The organism is Arthrobacter zhaoxinii (assembly GCF_024385505.1).
GTDB lineage: Bacteria > Actinomycetota > Actinomycetes > Actinomycetales > Micrococcaceae > Arthrobacter_B > Arthrobacter_B zhaoxinii.
The window spans coordinates 514,522-538,462 of the sequence record NZ_JANFLT010000002.1 but is presented as its reverse complement, the minus strand read 5'-3'; the positions used below and the strand labels follow the sequence as shown (position 1 = coordinate 538,462).

The following is a 23,941-nucleotide window of genomic DNA, read 5'->3' as shown; positions in this document are numbered from 1 at the left end:
GACTATTCCAGTTCGAAGACGGCCGCTTCACTGCTGGCTTCTCCAAGCCGGGCAGTGAACACGTAGTAGCCGGGGTTGGGGTTGGAAGCCACGGCAGCGCAGCCCGGTGCTGACCGGTTCCGTTCCCAGGTGAAGTTGGCCGTCTCCGACGCTCCGGGCTCCACCTTCCGGAGGTAGTCCTTGCCGCCGTCCTGGCAGTCCACGGAGGAGAAAATCCGGTCCGATCCGCTGGCCACCAGGAATTCCATCTGGGAAGTGCCCACGTTGATCTCGCAGGCTGATTCCCCGGTGTTGGTGACGGTGAGGGTCAGGATAGGCGCGGCTCCGGCCGGGTAGGTCCCGGCATCAGTGGCCGCCGTCACCGAAACTGCGTCCGGCCGGCAGGCGGATTCCGACGGGCTTGCCGCCGGTTTCGGTGGTTTCGGTGTTTTGGCCGCGGCCGCGGTGGCGGCCGGCGAGGTGAGGGTCGGAGCCGGGACGGTCGCGTCGGCTACGGGCTGTTTTTCCGGGGTCAGGACGCCAACCACGGCGGCAACTGCGAAGCCGAGCCCCACGAGGAGCAGCACGGCAAGGACGGCGGCAACGAGCCGCCGGCGACGGTAGACGGCGGGGCTCGGCCGCCGCGGTGCGGTGCGGTCTCCGGCCGGCTGCTGTGTTCGGGTCCCCTTCATGGTTCAAGGCTAGGGACCGGTACCTCGATTACGAGGCGCACCACGCCGGTTAGTAGAGTATTGCTGGTCAAGGGAGTGGTAGATGGATTCACAGGCGGAAGAACTGCACCGTCGTATCACCGGATGGTTCGCCGGCAATGCCCGCGACCTCCCCTGGCGGGATTCCGACCGCACGCCCTGGGGTGTGCTGGTCAGTGAAATCATGCTCCAGCAGACACCCGTCGTCCGCGTCCTGCCGGTCTGGGTTTCGTGGCTGCAGCGGTGGCCGACGCCGGCCGGGCTGGCCTCCGAATCCAGCGGCGAGGCGGTCCGGGCCTGGGGCAGGCTCGGTTATCCCCGCCGGGCGCTGCGGCTGCACGCCGCTGCGAAAGCCATCGTGGAGGAGTTCGGCGGCGAGGTTCCCTCGACTTATCCGGAACTGCTGCGGCTGCCCGGCGTCGGCGACTATACGGCCGCAGCCGTGGCGGCGTTTGCCTTCGGCCGGCGGGAAACAGTGGTGGACACCAACATCCGGCGGGTACATGCCCGCGCAGTGACCGGCAATGCCCTGCCCTCACCCGCGCTGACCGCTGCGGAAATGCGGCTCGCTGCTTCACTGCTGCCCGCCGACACCTCGGATTCCGTGGCCTGGAATGCTTCCGTCATGGAACTCGGCGCGGTGGTGTGCACGGCCCGCAGCCCTAAGTGCGATCAGTGTCCGATACTGGACCGCTGCGCCTGGGTGGCCGCGGGCAGGCCGGAACCGCACTACACCGCCAGGGGCCAGGCCTGGGCGGGAACGGACCGTCAGGTCCGCGGGGCCATGATGGCGGTGCTGCGCTCGGCTGACGGCCCGGTCCGCCGGGAACTGCTGCTGCACGCGCCGGTTGATCTGGGCGCTCCGCCCCTGGCGGCCGAACTCGGCCCCTTGGCCGCCCTGCACCGGCTGCAGGCACCGCAGGAGCAGATGGAGCGGGCGCTGACCGGTCTTCTGGCGGACCGGCTGGCCGCGGAAGACGCCAGCGGAGTGTCACTGCCGCTTTGACCGGCGAAGGACTCAGATTTCCCCGAACCCGTTCCGCACCTGCTCCGCCAGGAGTTCCACGGCCCGGGCCGCATCGGGTCCGGTGGCAGTGGCGCTGAGGGTCGCCCCCGGCCGCAGGCCCAGCGTCATCAGCATCATGACCGACTTGCCGTCCACCCCGTTGATGGTGATCTCCGCATCCAGGTCCGCCAGCAGTTGGGCCACCACCGCAGCCGGACGGGCGTGCAGGCCCATCGGGTTTACCAGCGTCCAGGCGCCGCTGGCGGTGTCACCGGCAGCCGGCTCCTGCTCCGGTTCCGCAGGCGCAGGCGCAGGCGCACCAGCGTCGCCGGCTGCGCCGGACGCTTTACCGGGCGTTTCACCGTCCGGTGCATAGGATGCTCCGGCGGACTCCGCCGCCGCCGCAACGTCAGCGACGCTCCTGCCGGTCTGCGCCGCTACGGCGGCGGCCACCGTACCCTCCACCAGCGGCGCATCCGCCATCCGGACCCGCTGCTGCTGCTCGGGTTCGAGGAACTCCAGGGCTGATTCCGCGGTCATCACCGCGGATCCCAGATCGGTCAGCAGCACCGTGCCCTCGCCGGAGTCCGTAGCGGCAATACCGGCCATGATTTTCTCCAGGCTGGTGCCGATGCCGCCGTCGTCTGTCCCGCCGGCCGCAGCAATGGAAACATCGGCGGCCATCTGGGCGGCAAGCTCGCAGACGCCTTCGGCCAGCTTCGCGCTGTGGGAGACAACCACCAGGCCGACACTCACGCTGCCGCCTCCGCCGCCGAAACCGCCGCATGCAGGATCAGCGCCGTGGAGGCGGCCCCGGGATCCAGATGTCCGGCACTGCGTTCCCCGAGATAGCTGGCCCGGCCCTTGCGGGCGACGAGCGGCTCGGTCCCGGCCAATCCCGCCTCGGCGGCGTTCGCGGCCGCAGTGAGGATCTCCACCGGCCCGGAGCCGGCAGACTCGGCCGTCACGGCGGCATCGACGGCGGGGGTCCAGGCATCGATCATGGTCTTGTCGCCCGGTTCGGCCTTGCCGCGGGCAACTATGCCGTCCCGGGCGGCCGCCAGGACAGCCACCAGTTCGGCCGGGCCGAGAGCCGGCGCCGCACCCGCCGCGGTGGAGGCACGCAGGAACGCCGTCCCGTACAGCGGACCGGCGGCACCTCCAACCTTCGACATCAGGGTCATGGCCGTGGTCTTGAAGACCGCTGCGGGAGTTTCCGGAACGCCGTCGGCATCCAGCTTCTCCACCACCGCGCCGAATCCGCGTTCCATGTTTTCGCCGTGGTCCGCGTCGCCGATCTCCCGGTCCAGGGTGGTCAGCCGCTGCCGGTTCTCATTGAGGGCGGCGGCGCTGAGGCGCATCCACTGATCTGCCCAGGCTGCATCCAGTGCCATTCCTACACTCCCCACCGCAGTGCCGGGGTGTTCACCGGCGAGTCCCACAGGTCCGTCAGCTCATCGTCCAGTCTCAGGACGGTCACCGACGCACCCTCCATTTCGAGGGCGGTGATGTAGTTGCCCACCAGGGAACGTTCCACCCGGGCGCCGCGCTCTTCAAGGATCTTAGCCGCGCGGCGGTACACGATGTACAGCTCGCTCAGCGGGGTTCCGCCCATTCCGTTCACAAACAGCAGCACCCGGTCCCCGGAGGCGACGCCGAGGTCGCTCAGCACCGGTTCCATCAGCTGGTCCGTGATGGAATCTGCGTTGGTCATCGGCACCCGGTGCCGGCCGGGCTCGCCGTGGATTCCCACGCCCATTTCAATCTCGTCTTCAGCGAGGGTGAAGCTCGGCTCGCCGGCATGCGGCACGGTACAGGGTGCCAGGGCCACGCCCATGGACCGCACGTTGGCGTTCACCCGCTCGGCGATCTCCGCCACCTTGCCGAGATCGTCGCCCCGGTCCGCGGCACCGCCGGCGATCCGCTCCAGCAGCACGGTACCGGCCACGCCGCGCCTGCCCGCTGTGTAGAGCGAGTCCTCCACCGCGACGTCGTCGTTCACCACCACTGTGCGGACGTCGATGCCTTCGACGCCGGCAAGCTCGGCGGCGGTCTCAAAGTTCAGGACGTCTCCGGTGTAGTTCTTCACGACAAGCAGGACGCCCGACCCGGAATCGCTCTTAACGATGGCCGGGAGGATCTGGTCCGGGGTAGGCGAGGTGAACACCGGACCGGGGACAGCGGCGGTGAGCATTCCGCGGCCCACATAGCCGCCGTGCAGGGGCTCGTGTCCGCTGCCGCCGCCGGAGACCAGGCCTACCTTGCCCTCGACCGGAACATCGCGCCGAAGCACGTAGTCCGGGTCCAGATGGATCTGGACCAGCTCGTGGTGGGCCAGCCCGAAGCCTTCGAGCGATTCGGCCACCACCGAGCGGGGGTTGTTGATGAGTTTCTTCATGACGCCGGGCTCCTTAGTGGACGGACTTTGAGCCCTGCGGGCACGCCAAGGCTCCCTCACCCCAACGACCCTACCTGCGCGTGAAGCAGTGCAACAGGGCAGCGGGGTGTCCAGCCAACACTGATAGAGGCTCTGGAAACGGTTTGCGGCACAAAAAAGCGGGAGGGGTGAACCCCTCCCGCTTTTTCCTAAAACCTTACTTGCCCTTGAAAGCGTCCTTGACGTTTTCTCCGGCGTCCTTCAGGCTCGACTTGGCCTGGTCGCCGTGGCCTTCGGCTTCCATGCTCTCGTTGCCGGTAGCCTTGCCTACGCCTTCCTTGACCTTGCCGCCAAGGTTTTCGGCCTTGTTCTGCATCTTGTCATCTGCGCCCATTACTGAACCCGCTTTCTGATCGTGGCCCGTCCCAAACGCGAAACCGCTGCTGGTTCGCAGCCGTTTTTTCGCCGCGCTTCATAGGGGCCGTTGATGATGCTAAGTAGCCTGAGCTTATCCAGTATCGAAAGGAAAAGGCCAGCGCAGACCGGCCGGTTCCTCTCTCTGCGAACGCGCTGCGGGCGTCCGCCGGCTAAAACGAGCGGATCATCCGCGTATTTCCAAGGGTGTTCGGCTTTACCCGCGCGAGGTCCAGGAATTCAGCGACGCCCTCATCGGAGGAGCGCAGCAGTTCGGAGTAGACCTCGGGATCAACCGCGGATTGATTGGCCATCACGGCAAATCCGTGCCGGCGGAAGAAATCCACTTCAAAGGTCAGGCAGAACACCCGGGTGACGCCGATTTCGACGGCATCGGCCAGCAGCTGTTCCAGCAGGCGATGGCCGATGCCGCTGCCGCGCAGGGCCGGATCGGCGGCCAGCGTCCGCACCTCGGCGAGGTCTTCCCACATCACGTGCAGGGCACCGCACCCGACAATCCGCCCGTCAGCGTCCTCGGCGACCCGGAATTCTTGCAGCGCCTCGTAGTAGGCCACAGCTTCCTTGGCCACCAGGATCCGTTCCTCGGCAAGGGGTGCAACAAGGGCGCGGATCCTCGGCACGTCAGAAGTGCGGGCGCGGCGGATAGTGATGGCGGGTACGGAGGTCACCGGCCCAGTCTAGGGCTGCCGGGGCGGGTCCGCCCAAATGCTTCCGCAGGTCAGCGCCACCGAACCGGGAGCCGGTTAACGCGGAAGGACCCGGCGGGCTGTCTGCCCGCCGGGTCCTTACCGTGCAATTGGTTCTGCTATCCGGTTGTTAGTCGGTGACGCCGGCTTCGATTGCCGGGGTAGCTTCCTCAATGGCCTTTGGGACACCGCTGCCGACGAAGGTGAACTTCGCTTCGTCGCCTTCGCCCTCGACGTCCACCGAGATGACCTCGCCGGGCTTCAGCTCGCCGAAGAGGATCTTCTCGGACAGCTGGTCCTCGATTTCGCGCTGGATGGTCCGGCGCAGCGGCCGGGCACCCATCGCGGGATCGTAGCCGCGGGTTGCCAGCAGTACCTTGGCGGCCGGGGTGAGCTCGATGCTCATGCCCTTCTCGGCCAGGCGCTGGCTCAGGCGGTTCAGGAACAGGTCCACAATCTGGACAATCTCTTCCTGGGTCAGCTGCGGGAAGACCACGGTGTCATCAACACGGTTGAGGAACTCGGGGCGGAAGTGCTGCTTCAGTTCTTCCGTGACCCGTGCCCGCATCCGGTCGTAACCGGTCTTGGTGTCCGTACCGGACTGGAAGCCCGTCATAACGCCCTTGGAGATGTCCCGGGTACCCAGGTTGGTCGTCATGATGATGATGGTGTTCTTGAAGTCCACCATCCGGCCCTGGGCGTCGGTCAGGCGGCCGTCTTCCAGGATCTGCAGCAGCGAGTTGAAGAGGTCCGAGTGGGCCTTCTCCACTTCGTCGAACAGCACCACGGAGAACGGACGGCGGCGGACCTTTTCGGTCAGCTGCCCGCCCTCTTCGTAGCCCACGTATCCGGGAGGAGCACCGAACAGGCGCGAGACAGTGTGCTTCTCTGCGTATTCGGACATATCCAGGGTGATGAGGGCATCTTCGTCGCCGAACAGGAACTCGGCAAGTGCCTTGGCCAGCTCGGTCTTACCGACGCCGGTGGGACCGGCGAAGATGAAGGAGCCGCCGGGACGCTTGGGGTCCTTCAGTCCGGCCCGCGTACGGCGCATGGCCTGCGAGATGGACTTGATGGCCTGGTCCTGGCCGATGACGCGCTTGTGGAGTTCGTCCTCCATCCGCAGCAGGCGGGTGGATTCTTCCTCGTTCAGCTTGACCACGGGGATGCCGGTGGAGTTGGCAAGCACCTCGGCGATGAGTTCCTCATCCACCTCGGCAATGTCATCCAGGCCGCCGGACTTCCACTGGCGTTCCTTCTCCGCGCGCTGGTCCTGGAGCTTCTGCTCCTTGTCGCGCAGGGAGGCGGCACCTTCGAAGTCCTGGGAGTCAATTGCGGACTCCTTCTCCATCTTCAGCGCCGAGATCCGCTCGTCGATTTCCTTCAGCTCCGGCGGAGCCGTCATCCGGCGGATCCGCAGCCGGGCGCCGGCCTCGTCAATCAGGTCGATTGCCTTGTCCGGCAGGAACCGGTCACTGATGTACCGCTCGGCCAGCGTTGCCGCGGAAGCCAGTGCGGCATCGGTAATGGAAACCCGGTGGTGCGCTTCGTAGCGGTCACGCAGGCCCTTGAGGATCTCGATGGCGTGCGCCACCGACGGCTCGGCAACCTGGATCGGCTGGAAGCGGCGCTCCAGCGCGGCATCCTTTTCGATGTGCTTGCGGTACTCGTCCAGCGTGGTGGCACCGATGGTCTGCAGCTCGCCCCGGGCCAGCATCGGCTTCAGGATCGATGCGGCGTCGATGGCGCCTTCGGCGGCACCTGCACCCACGAGGGTGTGGATCTCGTCGATGAACAGGATGATGTCGCCGCGGGTGCGGATTTCCTTGAGGACCTTCTTCAGGCGTTCCTCAAAGTCGCCGCGGTAGCGCGAACCGGCAACAAGCGAACCCAGGTCCAAGGTGTAGAGCTGCTTGTCCTTGAGGGTCTCGGGCACGTCGCCGCGCACGATTGCCTGGGCCAGGCCCTCGACGACGGCGGTCTTGCCGACGCCGGGCTCGCCGATCAGGACGGGGTTGTTCTTGGTCCTGCGTGAAAGCACCTGCATCACGCGTTCCATTTCATGCTCGCGCCCGATTACCGGGTCGAGCTTGGATTCACGCGCGGCCTGGGTCAGGTTGCGGCCGAACTGGTCCAGCACCACGGATCCGGCGGGCTGGCCTTCCTGCTGCTGGCCACCGGTGGAGACGGGCTCCTTGCCCTGGTAGCCGGAAAGCAGCTGGATGACCTGCTGGCGGACGCGGTTCAGGTCAGCACCAAGCTTGACCAGTACCTGCGCGGCGACGCCTTCACCTTCACGGATCAGGCCGAGCAGGATGTGTTCGGTGCCGATGTAGTTATGGCCGAGCTGCAGGGCTTCACGGAGCGAGAGCTCCAGCACCTTCTTGGCCCGCGGGGTGAAGGGGATGTGACCGGTCGGGGCCTGCTGGCCCTGACCGATGATCTCCTGCACCTGCTCGCGGACAGCACCAAGCGAGATGCCCAGGGATTCAAGGGCCTTAGCAGCGACACCTTCACCCTCATGAATGAGCCCAAGCAAAATATGCTCGGTGCCGATGTAGTTGTGGTTGAGCATGCGGGCCTCTTCTTGGGCAAGCACGACAACGCGACGGGCACGGTCGGTAAATCTTTCAAACATGAGGCACACTCCTAGCTAACGCGTAATTCGATGCTACGTGCCCCAGGGGTGCAATAGGAGCTTGTTCGCCATCGGCGTGAGACCTAAGCGGTATGCCTAGCTCTGCGCTGCCCGGTAGGCATCGATGATCTCGCTGTTGACGCGGCCCCGCTCGGAAACCGTGTAGCCGTTCTTACGGGCCCATTCGCGGATCTGTGCTGCTTCATTACTGCGGGCGGATCCGGTGCCGCGCGGACGGCCGGTGCGGCCGCCAACCTTGCGGCCGGCATCAACATAGGGCTTCAGTGCATCACGGAGAGTTTTGGCATTGTCCTTTGACAGATCAATCTCGTACTGTGACCCGTCCAGGGCAAACCGTACGGTCTCATCCGCACTTCCGCCGTCGACGTCATCCACGAGAATGATTTTTACTTTTTGCGCCATGACAGGCTCCTAAGCAGCTAAATATGGGAAGACTAATTATGAGACCACTTAGAGTATGGCGCAATTAGTAAAGCCCCGTCAAAGTACTTGGCTATTTATTGTCTTCTTCACCCGGTTTTTTCAAAGCTTCATGGGCTACACTCTGGTCAGCTTCCCTCTCGGCCTCAGCCAGCGCCTGCCGTTCCGACCGATCCGAGTTAAGCAGGGCCCGCATCACGAAATAAAAGAGAGCTGCAACACAAACTGACGGCAGGAGGACTTCTACATATTCCATGCTTAACCCATTTCCGGCTTTAGGAGGGGAAACAGAATTGTTTCCCTGATTCCTGTATTCGTGAAAAGCATCACAAGGCGGTCAATTCCGAGGCCGATGCCACCCATGGGAGGGGCGCCGTATTCGAGCGCCCGCAGGAAGTCCTCGTCCAGGGCCATGGCCTCGTCGTCGCCGCCGGCGGCCAGAAGGGACTGCTCGGTGAGGCGTTCACGCTGGATGACCGGGTCAATCAGCTCCGAGAAGGCCGTGCCGCGTTCCATGCCGCCGATAATGAGGTCCCAGGCTTCAATCAGGCGGGGATCCTCGCGGTTCGGGCGGGCGAGCGGCTGCGCCGAGGGCGGATAGTCGTAGACAAAGGTGGGCTGCAGCAGCGTCGGCTCCACAATTTCGCCGAACAGCTCAATCACGAGTTTTTCCGCGTCCCACTTCGGGTCCACCTTTACGCCGTGCTTTTCTGCAATGTCCCGGAGCGCTGCGGCGTCGGTTTCGGGGGTGATCTCCGTACCGACTGCCTCGGACAGGCCGGGGTACACGCTCAGCCAGCGCCACTCGCCGTCGAGGTCAATGGTGCCGGCGGCGGTTTCAATCTTCCGGCTGCCCATGAGGTCAGCGCAGTGCAGGATGATTTCCTTCATCCGGTCGGCCATTACAAACTGGTCCGCGTAGGCCTCGTAGCATTCCAGCGTGGTGAATTCGGGGGAATGCGTGGAGTCCACACCCTCGTTGCGGAAAATGCGGCCGATCTCGAAGACCCGCTCGATTCCGCCCACTACCGCCCGCTTGAGATACAGCTCGGTGGCGATGCGCAGGGTCATCTTCTGGTCGAAGGCATTCAGGTGTGTTTCGAACGGACGGGCTGCGGCACCGCCGTGCACCAGCTGCAGCATGGGGGTTTCCACCTCCACGTAGCCGTGGCCGTGCAGGGTGTCGCGGACCCCGCGGATGACTGCCGCACGCTTGTAGACCATGTCGCGGGCTTCGTCGCGCACCATCAGGTCCACGTAGCGCTGGCGGACACGGGTTTCCTCGCTCAGTCCGGCGTGCAGCACCGGCAGCGGCCGCAGGGCCTTGGACGCCATGGACCAGGACTGGGCCATCACGGAGAGTTCACCGCGGCGGGAAGAGATGACCTCGCCGCGGATGAAGACAATGTCGCCCAGGTCCACGAGGGATTTCCAGTCCGCGAGGGATTCCTCGCCGACGACGGCGAGGCTGAGCATCGCCTGCAGCCGGGTTCCGTTGCCTTCCTGCAGCGTGGCGAAGCAAAGCTTTCCGGTGTTGCGGATGAACACCACGCGGCCGGTCACACCGACGGTCTCGCCGCTGGCTTCGTCGGCCTGCAGGTGGCCGAATTTCTCGCGGACTTCCTTCAGCGAGGCGGTGCGTTCCACCCCTACCGGGTAGGCCTCGTCCCCGCGGTCAATCAGCCGCGCACGCTTCTCGGCACGGATGCGCATTTGTTCGGAGGTGTCTGCGGCTTCGGGAACGGGGTTAGATGTGGTCACGGTTGTTAAGTTTACAGAGCAAAGCACCGCTCCCGGTTCCTGCGCTCCATGCGCCCTGCCCACAGGACGCAGGGAGCGCAGGTACTTTCGCTACGGCAGGAGGGCGTTGTCGATCAGGCGGACCGGACCCACCCGTGCGGCGAGCAGTGCCAGCGCCGTTCCGGCCAGCGGTTCGCCGGCAGGTGCGGGAAGCGGTTCGAGGGTCTGCGGGTCCACCACCTCGAAGTAATCCAGTTCCACACCGGGCTGCGCGGAAACGAGTTCGACGGCGGCGGGCAGGTCCAGCGGTTTGCCCGCCGCAGCGCGTTCCTTCAGCAGGTGCAGCGCGCGGGACAGCACGAGTGCCGCCTGCCGCTGGCCGGCGTCGAGGAAACGGTTCCGGCTGGATTCGGCGAGTCCGTCCGCTGCACGGACAATCGGCACGCCGGTGACCTCGACGTCGAAGTTGAGGTCGGCAACCATCCGCCGGATGAGGGCCACCTGCTGGGCGTCCTTCTGCCCGAAGTAGGCCCGGAAACGTGCCGGCACCGGCGGGGCAGCGAGGTGGAAAAGCTTGGCGACCACGGTGAGTACGCCGTCGAAGTGTCCCGGCCTGACTGCACCCTCCCATCGGGTGCCCATGGTGCCGGCGCTCAGGCGCACCAGCGGAGCACCGCCGGGGTACATTTCCTCCTCGAACGGGGCGAAGACCAGATCCACCCCCGCCCGGCCCAGGAGCTCCAGGTCCGCGTCGAGGGTGCGGGGGTACCGCTCCAGGTCCGCGGGATCGTCGAACTGCAGGGGGTTGACGAACACCGATGCGGTGACGACGTCGTTGTCCGCCCGGGCGGCGCCCATCAGGGAGGCGTGCCCTTCGTGCAGGGCCCCCATGGTGGGGACCAACGCGAGGGAGGGCGGGCGGGAGGGGTTCGCGGCTGCGGCTTTATGCAGCAGTTCCGTAGTGGCGGCGCGCAGTTCGGCGGCTGTGGTGACGAGGCGGGGGGTGTTCAACGCTGTCCTTCTACTGTTATCGGGGTTGTTCGGGGTTCTCAGGGGTTTTCGGGATCCTGCCGCAGGGCGGCCAGGATGGCGTCACCCTGCTGCTGGGTGAGCAGTCCGCGGTCCACCGCGCGGGAGGCGGTGGCGGCGGACAGCGCAGCGTAGGCGGCGCGGAGGTCTTCGGTCCCGGCTTCGGCAAGGGCACGGGTATGGGCCCAGACGGTGCCGACGTCGCCGCGGGCCACCGGTCCGGTGAGGGCCCCTTCGCCGGAGGCAAGCGCGTTTTCCAGCGACGCCCGCATCAGCGGACCCAGGAGCCGGTCCGGATGTTCGACGCCAAGGCCCGCCAGCAGCTGCGTCGACTGGGAGGCGAGCGTGACCAGGTGGTTGGAGGCGTGGGCGAGGGCCGCGTGGTAGAGCACCCGGTCCGCTTCGTCGATGACCACCGGTTCGGCGCCCATTTCCACCACGAGCGCCTGGGCGATCGGCAGGACGGCGGCGGGGGCGCTGATGCCGAAGGAGCAGTCCGCCAGCCGGGTCAGGTCCAGGCTCATCCCGGTGAAGGTCATGGCCGGGTGCAGTGCCAGCGGAATGGCGCCCGCGGCCCGGGCCGGGGCGAGGACCTCGGTGCCGAACCGTCCGGAGGTGTGGGCCACGAGCTGGCCGGCCTGCCAGGCACCCGTCTTGGCGAGTCCGGAGACCAGCGGTTCCAGGGCATCATCCGGGACAGCGAGAAGGACCAGTTCGGAACGCTCCACAATGTCGGGGATCTCAAGGATCGGAACTCCGGGAAGGAGGTTTTCGGCCCGTTCGCGGCTGGCGTCGGACACCGCGGACACTCCGACGACGGCGTGTTCGGCCGCGCGCAGGGCAGCACCCAGGACGGCGCCGACCCGGCCCGCACCTATGACGCCGACCCCCAGGCGGCCGCGGCGGCGGCGTTCTTCGACGCTGGCAGACTCAGCGGTGTTCATGGGGAGGCTCCTCCTTGGAGACGGGTGGGGAAACTGGGGTGGGTGGTGGGGAAACCGGGGCTGGCGGCGGGAGAACCGGCGCGGGCGGCGGCGCCTGGGATTGCGGCGGTGCAGGGAAAGATGCGGACTTGGCCAGGGAAGGCCCGGTCCCGCGCAGCCACTGTTCCGGGAGGTCGCGGCGGCGGGCGGTCCGTGCCCGCAGCGACTGGTCGTCGAGCAGCTGCCGGGCGGTGTCTGCATCGATTTCCACGACGCGGGGGGACACCGGCCCGGGCGTGGAGTGCAGGACCAGATCCGCCAGCCGCTGCAGCCGCTGCAGCGGCCCCTGTTCCAGGGCGAGGGACTGGGTCCTGCTGTGCGGAACCACCTGAAGCGACCGCCACAGATATCCGTGCCGGGCGAGGAGCGCGCTGTCCGTGACCAGGAAACCGTTCCGCCGCCAGGCCAGCGGGGCGCGCCAGCGCGCCCGCCGCGGCGTAATTGTGAAGCCCGCGGCCGGGCCGGTCCCATCCATCCCGGCGGTGAACACTCCCACCGGGTCCGCGGTTCCGGCAACCGGCAGGACCAGTGCCAGCATCCGGAGGACCTCCTCCGATGTTCCGGCGGGCAGCAGCCGGGTGCGGGCGGATGACGCGTTGTCGGAGCCGGCGCCGTATCCGGCAACGTTCACGGAAATCGAATACCACCCTGGGATCCGCCACAGGGGTGGCTGCCGGACAACCAGTGCCTGGATCCGGCCCGGCGGCACGGTGGAGGCACGGGTGTCCAGCAGCCCGGAGCGGAGTCGGATCCCCTCCCGCGACACGGAGGCACGGAAGTTGAAGCCGGAACTGAACAGGTTCCAGTACGCACTGCCGAATCCAAAGATGATGGGCACCATGGCGGCGATGGAGGCGGCCTCGCCGGTGAGCGCCGTCAGGACAATCACGCCGGCCACTGCCAGCACCAGGAGGACGGTGGTTCCGGACAGCAGGACGGAAGCGATCACGCGTCCGGGTGACAGTGCCAGCACCTGCTGTTCGCCCGGCACGGTCGCGTCGCCGGCGTCGCCGTCGCCGTCGGCGTGTGTTTCCCCGGCACCGGAAGCGTCCTCGAGGATCTGTGCGCGCAGCTGCTGTGCGTCGCGGAGCCGGAGGAAGGCCAGGCGCACCGCCGACTCGCCGGCGTCGGCCACTTCAAAGCGAAGTTCCGCCAGCCCGAAGATCCGGGCAAGCAGGGGTTGAACAATGTCGATGGCCTGCACCCGGTCCAGCCGGGCCTGGCGCTGCCGGCGTACCACCACGCCTGAATGCACCCGGATATGGTCATGGGTGAGCTGGTAACGGGTAAACCACCAGGACAGGAAGAAGGCGCCGGCAATAACCACCAGGGCCATTCCCAGAGCCAGGAGGGTCCAGTAGAGTGCGGAGCCTGCCGGGAGGTCCATGCCGCCGCCGGCGAACCCCGATTCCACCTGGTCCCTGCCGACAAAATAGGCGAGGGCCGCCAGGGCTATCCAGCCGCGGACCAGCGGAGAGACCGGATGCACCCGTTTCCATTCGGGTTCGGTCTTTGCTGCCGGATCCGGGCCGGCGGTTGCGGGTTCCTCTCCCGGACCCCGGGGGGCGCCGGCGGTCACAGTCCGGCCAGCTGCGCTTCGCCGCGTGCGGACAAGTGCTCCCGCAGGCGGGCACCCTCGTCGCTCGGCAGTCCGGCGATGCCTGCGTTGGTGCCGGGGGCGGCGGTATGGAGTTTCAGGGTGCACAGCCCGAAAGCCCGTTCCAGTGGGCCTACCGCGACGTCCACGTACTGCATTCGGCCGTAGGGGACCACGAGGGTGCGCTGGAAGAAGATGCCCCGGCGAAGCAGCAGGTCCTCGTTGCGCTCGGCATATCCGATGGCCCGGACCTGCCGGGGAAGCAGCAGCCCGCGCCACAGCAGGGTGACGGCAAAGAAGACCGGCAGCCCCCAGGCCAGCCAGGCCGGATACCCGGGCCAGATTCCGGTGAGGCGCAGGACCAGCGGAAGGCCGGTGATCAGCAGCGTGATGGCTGTTTCGATGCCCCAGCTCAGCAGGCGCAGCCTCAGGTACTTCGGGGAGACACGCTGCCACTGCACTGCTGCCGGGTCGAGTGCCTCGCTAGGCATATTCTCCTCCATCTCCGGCTCCGTCTCCCGAGCCGGGCCCGGTGCCGTCCTTGTCCTCGGGCGGCAGTTTACAGAACCGCTCCACGGTGAGTCCCGCGGCAATCATCAGTATTCCGCCGGCACTGACGGCCAGGGAGGACCAGGTGGCCGGATGGCCGGGGCGCAGCGACCACAGGGGCAGCTGGGTGAGGAAGACGGCGGCATGCCAGCCGAGCAGCAGGGCACCGGCGTAGGCGAGGGCCTGTGCCAGGACGACGGTGCGGGCGGCGGCGATGGGGTCCAGCTCCCGGTCCCGCCGGCCGTTGCGCCAGCTGCGCACCCGCAGTCCGAGGAAGAGGGTTGCACCGGTCACCAGGATGATGGCCACCAGCGCCACGGGGCTCAGCACGGGTGCGGGGTAGCCGTTTGCCGTCAGGAACGAGTTTGCGGCCCAGCCCACCAGTCCGGCGGCGAGGCCGATGACGGCCAGCCACCGATAGCGGATGGTGCTCACGGCCTCATTCTCCTTCGAAGACTTCGAGTCCGGGAAGGTCCTCGGCGCGGGCAGCGAGGTCGGCCACGGGCTCCGAACCCAGGCGCGCGTCCGGTTCCATCCAGGCCCAGGGCTGCAGGACGAACGCCCGTTCCGCTGCACGGGGGTGCGGAATGGTGAGGTCCTCATCGTCCAGGCGGAGATCGCCGTAGGTGATGATGTCGACGTCGAGGGTCCGCGGTCCCCAGCGGACAATGCGTTCGCGGTGGTGCCGGGCTTCGACTGCCTGGCAGTGCGCCAGCAGGGCGTGCGGTTCCAGGTCGGTTTCGATCGCCACCACCAGGTTGAGGTAGTCGGGCTGCTCGGGTCCGCCGACCGGACGGGTGCGGACCACGGGGGAAACCGCGCTCAGCCGCACCTGGGGATGGTCGGCCAGGTCAGCTACCGCCGTGGAGAGGGTGTCCCGGCTTTCGCCCAGGTTGCTCCCGAGGGCAAGGATGGAATGCACGGCGCTCATGCGCGCTCCCGGTGGATGGTGACTGCTACGTCGCCGAATTCCACCGTGATCGGCGCTTTCGGCTTGTGCACCGTGACCTCCACGGCGCCCAGGACGGAAAAGCCGGCCAGGACGGCGTCGGCAATCCGACCCGCCAGCGCTTCGATGAGATTCAGCGGTTCGCCGGTGATGACCTGCACCACCTGCTCGGCCACTTCGCCGTAATGCGCGGTCAGCGTCAGGTCATCCGTGGCGGCCGCCGGGCCCAGATCGGTGTAGAGGACCAGATCCACGATGAAGGGCTGGCCGTCCCGGCGTTCCTCGGGGAAAACGCCGTGGAAACCCGTGGCAGTGATGCCGGTCAGGGTGATCCGGTCCCGCTGCGCCGCCCCGCCGGGGGCTGTGCCGGAAACCAAGGAACTCAGCATCTGCCTACCCTTTCCAGGCCGCGGTGACTTTGACGGCATCGAGGCTGGCCGGAACGTTGTGCACGCGGACCGCCCAGACGCCTGCCGCTGCCGCCAGCGCGGACACGGCGGCGGTTGCGTTGTCCCGTTCCAGCGGCTGGGCCGCCTTCCCGTAGCTGGTGAGCAGGGAGCCGAGGAAGCGCTTGCGGGATGCCCCGACAAGTACGCGGTGACCCAGGGCGCCGAGGCGGTCGAGTCCGCGCAGCAGCTCCCAGTTCTGTTCGGCATCCTTGGAGAAACCCAGCCCCGGATCAAGGATGATCTGTTCCGGGGCGACGGCGGCAGCATAGAACCGGTCGCGGATCTTCACCAGTTCCGCGGCCACTTCTTCGACGACGTCGGCGTAGCTGGCATTGGGGTCATTGCTGCGGACGTTGCCGCGGCTGTGCATCAGGATGTAGGAAACGCCCGTACGTGCAACGAGGCCGGGCATGTCCGGATCGGTTTCCGTGCCGGAAACGTCGTTGATGACCGCGGCGCCGGCGGCAATGGCCTTTTCCGCCGTGGCTGCGTTCATGGTGTCGATGCTGACCAGGGCGCCGGCGCGGACCATCGCCTCAACCACGGGCAGAACCCGTGCCTGTTCCTCCTCCGGGGAGATCCGCACGGAGTCGGGCCGCGTGGACTCGCCGCCGACGTCGATGATGTCCGCACCTTCGTAATGCATCTTCAGGCCCGCGCGGATAGCAGCGTCGGTGTCTGCGAACTGCCCGCCGTCACTGAAGGAATCGGGCGTGACATTGAGGACGCCCATAACCAGGGTGCGGTCGGCGGGAAGGTCGGAGAGCCTGCGTGCCCTGCGGGCCGGGCGCACCACCGGAAGCGGTGACGTTGCCGGTCCGGTGCCGGGTGCGGCAGCGAGTGAATCCATGGTGGTCCTATCGTCCGAGTATCAGGCTCATTGCTTCTGCGCGGGTCGCGGTCTCGCGTAGCTGGCCGCGCACCGCCGAGGTCACGGTCTTGGCGCCCGGCTTGCGGACCCCGCGCATCGACATGCACAGGTGCTCGCATTCAATTACAACTATGGCACCGCGGGGGGAAAGATTCGTCATCAGTGCGTCCACGATCTGCGTGGTCAGCCGTTCCTGCACCTGGGGCCGGCGGGCGTAGACGTCCACCAGCCGGGCGAGCTTCGAAAGGCCGGTTACCTTCCCCTCGTGGGAGGGGATATAGCCAATGTGCGCACTGCCGTGGAACGGTACCAGGTGGTGTTCGCAGGTGGAGTAGAAGGGAATGTCCTTCACCAGGACCATTTCCTCGTGGTCCAGGTCGAAGGTGGTGGCCAGCAGGTCCGAGGGGCTCTGGTGCAACCCGGCAAAGATCTCCGTGTAGGACTTGGCCACCCGACCGGGGGTTTCCTTTAAACCGTCGCGGTCCGGGTCCTCCCCGATAGCGAGGAGGATCTCCCGGACCGCACGTTCAATCCTTGGCTGATCCACCGGTGAATCCGCTGCTGCGGCGCGGGTCAATAGGTCGTCATCGAAATCCGTCACTGGTCGATCCTACCGCGCCGGGACTTTGTTCCCCGGCTGCAGCGGGCGGCCGTCCGGGCCGCCCGCTGCCTGACTACGCCTCGGGCGCTGTGTTGCCGCTGCCGGACGTTCCGTTCCGGCCGGGGTGGGTGCCGTTCCCGCTGCTTTGGGGCAGCCCGTTGCCGGAAACGTCGAAGTCCTTCGGCAGGTCGGCGTCGGCAATCTGGTCCTGGGGAGCAACCGAGGCCGGATCCGGGGCACCGATTTCCTTTGCCTCGCGCCGTTCCTTCCGGGACACCACGGGCGGCATGCTGTGGACCGGGCGGGTGGGCTTGGACAGCCACACCTCCCGGACGTCGCGCTTGCGCACGTCCGAGAAGACTTCGGCGATCTCGGCCTGGTTCAGCGTTTCGCGTTCCAGCAGCTCCAGGGCCAGCCGGTCCAGGACATCGCGGTTTTCGGTGAGGATCTGGTACGCCTCGTCATGCGCGTTGTCCAGCAGGCGCCGGACTTCCTCATCAACCACGTAGGCCACCTGGTCGGAGTAGTTGCGTTCCTGGCTCATGTCGCGGCCCAGGAACGGCTCGCCGCCGCCCGAGCCCAGCTTGACCGAACCGATCCGCTCGCTCATGCCGTACTGGGTGACCATCTTGCGGGCCGTGGACGTGGCCTTTTCGATGTCGTTCGAGGCACCGGTGGACGGGTCGTGGAACACGATCTCCTCGGCAACACGGCCGCCCATGGCGTAGGCCAGCTGGTCCAGCAGTTCGTTGCGGGTGATGGAGTACTTGTCATCCTGCGGCAGGACCATGGTGTAGCCTAGGGCGCGGCCGCGCGGCAGGATGGTCACCTTGGTGACCGGGTCCGTGTTCCGCAGGGCGGCAGCCACGAGGGCGTGTCCGCCTTCGTGGTAGGCGGTGATCTTGCGTTCGAGTTCCTTCATGACGCGGCTGCGCTTCTGCGGGCCGGCGATCACGCGGTCGATGGCTTCGTCCAGGGCGCGGTCGTCAATCAGGTCAGCGTTGGAACGCGCGGTCAGCAGCGCTGCTTCGTTGAGCACGTTGGCGAGGTCCGCACCGGTGAAGCCCGGAGTCTTGCGGGCCACGGTCTCGAGGTCGACGCCGGGTGCCATCGGCTTGCCCTTGGCGTGGACCTGGAGGATGTGCAGCCGGCCCTGCATGTCGGGGGCTTCCACGCCGATCTGGCGGTCGAAGCGGCCCGGACGCAGCAGTGCCGGGTCCAGGACGTCGGGCCGGTTGGTGGCAGCAATCAGGATGACGTTGGTGTTGCCGTCAAAGCCGTCCATTTCCACCAGCAGCTGGTTCAGCGTCTGCTCGCGTTCGTCGTTGCCGCCGCCCACGCCGGCACCGCGGTGGCGTCCGACGGCGTCAATCTCGTCCACGAAGATGATGGCCGGGGAGTTGGCCTTGGCCTGCTCGAAGAGGTCGCGGACGCGGGAGGCGCCCACGCCGACGAACATTTCCACGAAGTCCGAACCGGAGATGGAGTAGAACGGCACGCCGGCCTCGCCGGCAACGGCGCGGGCCAGCAGGGTCTTACCGGTGCCGGGAGGGCCGTACAGCAGCACACCCTTGGGGATCTTGGCGCCTACGGCCTGGAACTTGCCCGGGTCCTGCAGGAATTCCTTGATTTCGTGGAGCTCCTCGACGGCCTCGTCCGCGCCGGCGACGTCGTCGAAGGTTACCTGCGGCATGTCCTTGTTGGTCAGCTTGGCCTTGGACTTGCCGAACTTCATGACCTGCGAACCGCCGCCCTGCATGCGGGACATCAGGAACCAGAAGATCAGGCCGATGATGATGAACGGCAGGAACAGTCCCAGGAAGCTGGTGAACCAGTTGGTCTGCACCGGCTGGTCCGTGTAGTTGGCCCCGGAATCGTTGACCGCCTGGACGATTTCCTCGCCGCGCGCCGTGCTGAAGTAGAACTGCACGTCGCTGGTGCCCTGATCCTTGGCGGCATTGCCTTCCAGGGTCAGGTCGACCCGCTGCTCGCCGTCGTAAATCTTGGCCTGGGTCACATCGGAGCCGTTAAGAAGCTCCAGGCCTTCCTTGGTGTCCACCTGCTTGGCGCCGCTGAAGGAAAGGCTCGGGACAAGGATCAAAAGGGCGGCCACTGCCAGCGCAATCCAAATGAGCGGGCCCTTGAAGAAGTTCTTGGATTTCATTCGTCGTCAGGGCTATCTGCCCCGTCCCTCCTGGTCAACAACGCTGGTGTGCGCGGAATTTACCTACTAGCTATACACGGTTCCCCAGAAGAACACGGTCCGGGGAGGGGATTAGTTCCCTCAGGGCGTAGAGCGTGGCGTTCATGACGGTCCCCGCATAGGGGACGGGGAGGAACGGGGCCGGAACTGTTATTCGTAAACGTGCGGCGCCAGGGTGCCGATGAAGTCCAAGTTGCGGTAACGCTCGGCAAAGTCCAGGCCGAAGCCGACCACAAACTCGTTGGGGATTTCGTAACCGACGTACTTAACGTCGATTTCCACCTTGGCGGCATCGGGTTTGCGCAGCAGGGTGCAGATTTCCACGCTGGCCGGGCCGCGGGATTCCAAGTTGGTGCGCAGCCAGGAAAGCGTCAGGCCGGAATCGATAATGTCCTCGACAATCAGCACGTGCTTGCCCAGGAGGTCCGTCTCAAGGTCCTTGAGGATACGGACGACGCCGGAGGACTGCGTGCCGGAGCCGTAGGAGGACACCGCCATCCAGTCCATGGTGACGTGGCTGTGCAGGGCGCGGGACAGGTCGGCCATCACCATGACGGCACCCTTGAGCACCCCGACCAGCAGGACGTCGCGGCCGGCGTAGTCGCGGTCAATTTCGGCCGCCAGTTCCGTGATCCGGGTTTGGATCTGTTCCTTGGTGTAGAGAACGTGCTTGAGATCTGACTGGACGTCGTGTGAATCCACGAATGACTCCCGGGTGCGAAGTGTTGCAGCTTGGATGTTAGGTGCTGCTCTTTTTCCTAAACACAAGATTGCCATAGCTTGCGGCACCGTGGTGAACGGATTTGGCGCGCGGCTGGCGGTACACGCTGACTTTCCCCACCAGCTGGACCGGTCCTGCGGACCCGGTGCGCCGCAGCAGCGACTGGACCGCAGCGAGGCGTTCATAGCTCGGCTGCGCCCCGCCCAGGGCGAGTGCCGCGAGGGCCAGGACCCGCTGGCGGACGGCGGGGGCAAGCTCCCGCAGCTGCGCTTCCGGCAGCAGCAGCTCTTCGGAATCCGGGGCGCTGCCAGCCGGTGCGGCTGCCCGAAGTTCCTCGAAGGCCTGCGCTGCCACGGCGTCCAGATAGTCGGCATCGGCGGAGAGGATACGTGAGGAACGGAACAGCGCTTCGGCGATGCCGGGTCCCAGCATGTCCTCCAGGAACGGCAGCACCTCGGTGCGGACCCGGGACCGGGCGTAGGCCGGATCCCGGTTGCTGGGATCGTGCCAGGGCTCCAGTGCGGCGTGCGCGCAGATCTCCAGCGTCTGTTCCCGGCGCAGGCTCAGGAACGGCCGCAGGTATTTGCCGCGGACGGCGGGCATGCCGGCCAGGGAGCGGGTGCCGGAACCACGCATCAGGCCCAGGAGGACCTGCTCGGCCTGGTCATCGAGGGTGTGCCCCAGCAGGACGGCGTCGGCTTCCAGTTCCTCCACTGCGGCGTCCAGCGCCGCGTAGCGGACGGTCCGTGCGGCAGCTTCCGGGCCCATACCGGACTCCGGCACCGAGACCTGCCGGACGAGGACGGGATCCAGCCCCATCTGTTCCAGCTTGTCCCGCGCAGAGGCGGCCACCTCGGCGCTGCCCGGCTGCAGGCGATGGTCCACCACGACGGCACCCACCCGGTAGTCTCCGCGCCGGGAGAAGAACGACGCCGCGAGGGCCAGGGCCAGGGAGTCGGGGCCGCCGCTGCAGGCCACCAGGATCAGGGGCGGAGTGTCCCCGCCCGGAACCAGGCCGGCGTCGCGCAGGGTGTCCCGGATGCTGTTGCGTGCGTCGCCCAGCGTGGGAAGGAGCCGTTTGCGTACCCGCGGGGCGGGGCGGGAGGTCGTGTCTGCCGCAGGGTTGGAGCTTGAGTTGTTCGGGTTTTCGTCGAGCACGTTCGGTTACAGTCCCATCCGGGTAATCCATAGGTCCGCGGAGTGGATCTCCGCTTCGGTCGGGAGGTTTTCGGGGCGTTCCCACACCCGGTTGAATCCCTCCATGCCCACCTGGTCCGTGACGGCGCGGACAAAGCGGGCGCCGTCGCTGTACTGGCGCATCTTGGCGTCCAGGCCCATGATCTGGCGGAAGAACCGGTCAATCCAGCCGCGCTTGGCGCCGCGGTTGTTGAACCGCTGCCGGATGGTTTTGACGCTGGGCACAATGCTCGCGTCCACGGCGTCCATCACCACGTTGGCATGGCCCTCAAGGAGCGACATGACGGCGGTCAGGTGGGAGAGGCGTTCCTTGTCCTCGGGATCCTGCAGCAGGGACAACAGGTCCACGGACTTGGTCGGCACGCCGTTTTCGTCCAGGCCGCCCTTGGGTGCTTTCAGCGCCTTTACGGCGGAGCCCAGCCGCTCGGAGATGGTCTGCGCCTTGTCCATCATGCCGTTGGAGAGCTGGCTGATCTGCTCCAGCATGTGCCCGCGCAGCCACGGGGCGGCGGCAAACTGCACCCGGTGGGTCTGCTCGTGCAGGCAGACCCAGAGGCGGAAGTCGGCCGGTTCCACGTTCAGCTCACGTTCCAGCGTCACAATGTTCGGCGCCACGAGCAGCAGCCGTCCGCCGGGTTTGCCCACCCCGCCCAGGGCGGCGAAGGGATCATACTGGCCCAGCACTTTGCTGGACAGGAACGCCAGGATCGTTCCCAGCTGCGCGCCGGTCATGGTTCCGCCCAGCGCCGTGTTGGCGGCGGCCAGCTGTTCGGGCCGGGTATCCGCCAGGTGCTGCAGGGCCGGTCCCATCAGCACGGAGAAGCTCTGGGAGTTCGCGCGGGCCCAGGATGCGCGGTCCACAATCAGCACGTCCGAATCCCGCAGGTCGCGGGCGGCTTCCAGACCGGTGATGCGGTGCACGTGGGCCACTGAGGCGTCGGCGGCGGCACGCAGGCCCGCCACGGCATCGCGGATCTCGCGGGCGGACATCTTCGGTCCGGGCGCCACCATGGCCCCGGCTGTGGAAGCTGCCAGGTCCCAGTTCACCAGTGCCGGCGCTGCGCCGGAGGACGGGTGGACGTCACTGTTCTGCCCTGCAGGGCCGGACGGCGCGGGGACAGGGCTGGGACGGCTTCGCTCGTTGCTCTCCATGGCTCCATTCGACCACATCGGGTTCCGGCGCCACACCACCCCGGGCTTTAGTGAGCTGCCGCCCGCCGGGTCCGTGCAGGGTTACCGGCACCCGCATCCGGCCAGCACCGCGGCGGCGGCGTCCACGGCGTCGCGTGCCTGCCGGGTGTTTCCATCCAGCCCGCCGGCAATGAAGGTGAAGGCAAGTACCCGGCCGTCCGCGTCGGTGGCGTACCCGCTCAGCGCGGTGACGGCCAGCAGGGTGCCTGTTTTGGCCCGCACAATGCCCGCGGCGGCGGAATCGGCGCTTTCGTCGTAGCGTCCGGCCAGTGTTCCGCTGAGTGCCGCGACGGGCAGGCCGCCCGCCACGGACCGCAGATCGGGGTCCGTGCTGGTCAGCAGGATCTGCATCAGCGAGGTGAGCTGCGCGGCGGACACGGAGGTTTCGCCGGACAGCCCGCTGGCGTCCCCCAGCACCATCGAGCCCGTGTCCACGCCCAGGGCGGCCACCTCCGCCTCAACCGTCTCGATCCCCCCGGCGAAGGACGCCTCACGGCCGGCGGCGGCTGCACTGAGCCGGGCCAGCGCTTCGGCCAGGTAGTTGTCCGAATTCAGCAGCATGTACTCGACCTGTTCGGTCAGCGGCGCCGAACGGACTTCGGCCAGGGCAACGGCTCCGGCTGCCGCGGTGCCGCGCTCCACGGACGGGTCCACGTCGATGCCCCTGGCGGCCAGGGCCCCAGCAAGGGCGGCGCGGTAGGACTCCCCGGCGGACAGGGCGGCGTCGTCGACCCGCGGTCCCGGACCGGTGCCCTCCTGCTCCCAGGCCGAGCTCACTGCCAGGGCGTGGACCGGCGCAATCTCGCCGGCCTCGACGTCGGCCTGCCCCCAGGCGTCGGAGAGCGCCGGGCCGCTGAACAGCGAATCGTCCACCAGGACCTTAACCGGTCCGGCAGCCCCGTCGGCGGCAAGCGCCGCGGCGGTCTGCTCCGCCAGGGTGGCCAGTCCGGCACGGCCGGCCACCGAGTCCGGGTCCGACGCTCCCGCGGTCAGCAGCACGTCTCCCCCGCCGCGCAGGACCACTGTTCCGGGGTCCTTGCCCGGCAGCGCAGTGGTGGGAAAGCGGGTGTCCCCGTCCATCGCGGACAGCGATGCGGCAGCGGTCAGGATCTTGAGGGTGGAAGCCGGGGCCAGCCCGGTGGAGCCGGCGCGCTCATAAAGCACGGTGCCGGTCAGCGCGTCCTGCACGACGGCGGAGATTGCGGCGCCGCCCTCCACGGCCAGCCTGGCATCCAGCAGCCGGGCCAGCTCGGCAGTGCCGGGCATCGGGTCTGTTGCCTGCGGGGCGGACACCGGTCCGTCCTCCGTGAGCTTTTCGGGCGGCTCCTGGTAGTCCGGGACAACTTCGGCACGCTGCAGCCGCTCACCGTCCAGGGATGCGGCGAGGGGCGGGACGACGTAGCAGGCCAGCGGAACCAGCAGCACTGCAAAGGCCAGCGCCAGCAGCACAGCGGAGAACATCCGAGACATGTCCCACCGACTCTTTCATTCTCGCCGGCAAGCCCGGCCAACGGGTCCTGTGCGTCGAACACGGCACGGGACATATATCTTTAAGACTAGACCGATGCCGGCACCGTCCCGAACCTAAC

The 23,941-nt window shown here is 67.1% G+C and carries 25 protein-coding genes; 1 reads left to right on the top strand and 24 read right to left on the bottom strand.

What is annotated here, in order from left to right:
- Window positions 1–2: 2 nt before the first annotated feature.
- Window positions 3–671, bottom strand: coding sequence for a DUF4232 domain-containing protein (locus NNX37_RS06105; RefSeq protein WP_255791411.1), 669 nt, complete (start codon window positions 669–671; stop codon window positions 3–5).
- 82 nt (window positions 672–753) lie between these two features.
- Between NNX37_RS06105 and NNX37_RS06100 the strand changes: the two genes are divergently transcribed.
- Window positions 754–1,695, top strand: a complete 942-nt coding sequence (locus NNX37_RS06100; RefSeq protein WP_255791410.1) for an HhH-GPD family protein — start codon at window positions 754–756, stop codon at window positions 1,693–1,695.
- Window positions 1,696–1,707: 12 nt separating this feature from the next.
- Here NNX37_RS06100 and dhaM read toward each other — a convergent pair whose 3' ends face one another.
- The 23 genes from dhaM to dacB form a co-directional block, all read right to left on the bottom strand.
- A complete protein-coding gene (gene dhaM / locus NNX37_RS06095) occupies window positions 1,708–2,451 on the bottom strand; it encodes a dihydroxyacetone kinase phosphoryl donor subunit DhaM (RefSeq protein WP_255791409.1) in 744 nt (247 codons plus the stop codon).
- Window positions 2,448–3,089, bottom strand: a complete 642-nt coding sequence (gene dhaL, locus NNX37_RS06090) for a dihydroxyacetone kinase subunit DhaL (RefSeq protein ID WP_255791408.1) — start codon at window positions 3,087–3,089, stop codon at window positions 2,448–2,450. Before dhaL ends, dhaM begins: the two co-directional genes overlap by 4 nt.
- A gap of 2 nt (window positions 3,090–3,091) precedes the next feature.
- Window positions 3,092–4,093: a dihydroxyacetone kinase subunit DhaK gene (gene dhaK / locus NNX37_RS06085; protein ID WP_255791407.1), complete on the bottom strand. Its 1,002-nt coding sequence runs from the start codon at window positions 4,091–4,093 to the stop codon at window positions 3,092–3,094.
- Window positions 4,094–4,289: 196 nt separating this feature from the next.
- Entirely contained in the window at window positions 4,290–4,466 is a 177-nt protein-coding gene (locus NNX37_RS06080) for a CsbD family protein (protein ID WP_230025589.1), read from the bottom strand.
- A 193-nt stretch (window positions 4,467–4,659) separates the two neighbouring features.
- The gene (locus NNX37_RS06075) at window positions 4,660–5,175 is read right to left on the bottom strand and encodes an amino-acid N-acetyltransferase (protein WP_255791404.1); all 516 of its coding nucleotides are present in this window, start codon (window positions 5,173–5,175) and stop codon (window positions 4,660–4,662) included.
- 148 nt (window positions 5,176–5,323) lie between these two features.
- Entirely contained in the window at window positions 5,324–7,831 is a 2,508-nt protein-coding gene (locus tag NNX37_RS06070; protein ID WP_255791403.1) for an ATP-dependent Clp protease ATP-binding subunit, read from the bottom strand.
- Between the two features lie 96 nt (window positions 7,832–7,927).
- The gene (locus NNX37_RS06065) at window positions 7,928–8,254 is read right to left on the bottom strand and encodes a histone-like nucleoid-structuring protein Lsr2 (RefSeq protein ID WP_255765597.1); all 327 of its coding nucleotides are present in this window, start codon (window positions 8,252–8,254) and stop codon (window positions 7,928–7,930) included.
- A gap of 91 nt (window positions 8,255–8,345) precedes the next feature.
- Window positions 8,346–8,528, bottom strand: a complete 183-nt coding sequence (locus NNX37_RS06060; RefSeq protein ID WP_255791402.1) for a hypothetical protein — start codon at window positions 8,526–8,528, stop codon at window positions 8,346–8,348.
- A 2-nt stretch (window positions 8,529–8,530) separates the two neighbouring features.
- The gene (gene lysS, locus NNX37_RS06055) at window positions 8,531–9,985 is read right to left on the bottom strand and encodes a lysine--tRNA ligase (RefSeq protein WP_255791534.1); all 1,455 of its coding nucleotides are present in this window, start codon (window positions 9,983–9,985) and stop codon (window positions 8,531–8,533) included.
- A gap of 138 nt (window positions 9,986–10,123) precedes the next feature.
- Window positions 10,124–11,023 carry a pantoate--beta-alanine ligase gene (panC, locus tag NNX37_RS06050; protein WP_255791401.1) on the bottom strand — a complete coding sequence of 300 codons (900 nt, stop codon included), beginning with the start codon at window positions 11,021–11,023 and terminating at the stop codon, window positions 10,124–10,126.
- 38 nt (window positions 11,024–11,061) lie between these two features.
- A complete protein-coding gene (locus NNX37_RS06045; RefSeq protein ID WP_255791400.1) occupies window positions 11,062–11,985 on the bottom strand; it encodes a Rossmann-like and DUF2520 domain-containing protein in 924 nt (307 codons plus the stop codon).
- A complete protein-coding gene (locus NNX37_RS06040; RefSeq protein WP_255791399.1) occupies window positions 11,972–13,603 on the bottom strand; it encodes a PH domain-containing protein in 1,632 nt (543 codons plus the stop codon). Before NNX37_RS06040 ends, NNX37_RS06045 begins: the two co-directional genes overlap by 14 nt.
- Complete coding sequence (locus NNX37_RS06035) at window positions 13,600–14,112, bottom strand: PH domain-containing protein (RefSeq protein ID WP_255791398.1); 513 nt, start codon at window positions 14,110–14,112, stop codon at window positions 13,600–13,602. The genes NNX37_RS06040 and NNX37_RS06035 overlap by 4 nt, the downstream gene beginning before the upstream one ends.
- Entirely contained in the window at window positions 14,105–14,605 is a 501-nt protein-coding gene (locus NNX37_RS06030; RefSeq protein WP_255791397.1) for a DUF3180 domain-containing protein, read from the bottom strand. Before NNX37_RS06030 ends, NNX37_RS06035 begins: the two co-directional genes overlap by 8 nt.
- 4 nt (window positions 14,606–14,609) lie before the next feature.
- Window positions 14,610–15,101, bottom strand: a complete 492-nt coding sequence (gene folK, locus NNX37_RS06025) for a 2-amino-4-hydroxy-6-hydroxymethyldihydropteridine diphosphokinase (protein ID WP_255791396.1) — start codon at window positions 15,099–15,101, stop codon at window positions 14,610–14,612.
- Window positions 15,098–15,508 (bottom strand): dihydroneopterin aldolase, encoded by a 411-nt coding sequence (folB, locus tag NNX37_RS06020; RefSeq protein WP_255791395.1) that lies wholly within the window; start codon window positions 15,506–15,508, stop codon window positions 15,098–15,100. Before folB ends, folK begins: the two co-directional genes overlap by 4 nt.
- 4 nt (window positions 15,509–15,512) lie before the next feature.
- Window positions 15,513–16,418 carry a dihydropteroate synthase gene (gene folP, locus NNX37_RS06015; protein ID WP_255791394.1) on the bottom strand — a complete coding sequence of 302 codons (906 nt, stop codon included), beginning with the start codon at window positions 16,416–16,418 and terminating at the stop codon, window positions 15,513–15,515.
- A gap of 7 nt (window positions 16,419–16,425) precedes the next feature.
- Window positions 16,426–17,040, bottom strand: a complete 615-nt coding sequence (gene folE, locus NNX37_RS06010; protein WP_255791393.1) for a GTP cyclohydrolase I FolE — start codon at window positions 17,038–17,040, stop codon at window positions 16,426–16,428.
- A 73-nt stretch (window positions 17,041–17,113) separates the two neighbouring features.
- Window positions 17,114–19,204 (bottom strand): ATP-dependent zinc metalloprotease FtsH, encoded by a 2,091-nt coding sequence (gene ftsH / locus NNX37_RS06005; protein ID WP_255791392.1) that lies wholly within the window; start codon window positions 19,202–19,204, stop codon window positions 17,114–17,116.
- 189 nt (window positions 19,205–19,393) lie between these two features.
- Window positions 19,394–19,945, bottom strand: a complete 552-nt coding sequence (hpt, locus tag NNX37_RS06000) for a hypoxanthine phosphoribosyltransferase (protein ID WP_227912540.1) — start codon at window positions 19,943–19,945, stop codon at window positions 19,394–19,396.
- Between the two features lie 37 nt (window positions 19,946–19,982).
- Complete coding sequence (gene tilS, locus NNX37_RS05995; protein WP_407079926.1) at window positions 19,983–21,122, bottom strand: tRNA lysidine(34) synthetase TilS; 1,140 nt, start codon at window positions 21,120–21,122, stop codon at window positions 19,983–19,985.
- A gap of 6 nt (window positions 21,123–21,128) precedes the next feature.
- On the bottom strand, window positions 21,129–22,313 hold the full coding sequence (locus tag NNX37_RS05990; protein WP_255791391.1) for a zinc-dependent metalloprotease: 1,185 nt from the start codon (window positions 22,311–22,313) through the stop codon (window positions 21,129–21,131).
- An 81-nt stretch (window positions 22,314–22,394) separates the two neighbouring features.
- Window positions 22,395–23,822, bottom strand: coding sequence for a D-alanyl-D-alanine carboxypeptidase/D-alanyl-D-alanine endopeptidase (gene dacB / locus NNX37_RS05985; RefSeq protein ID WP_255791390.1), 1,428 nt, complete (start codon window positions 23,820–23,822; stop codon window positions 22,395–22,397).
- Window positions 23,823–23,941: the final 119 nt, after the last annotated feature.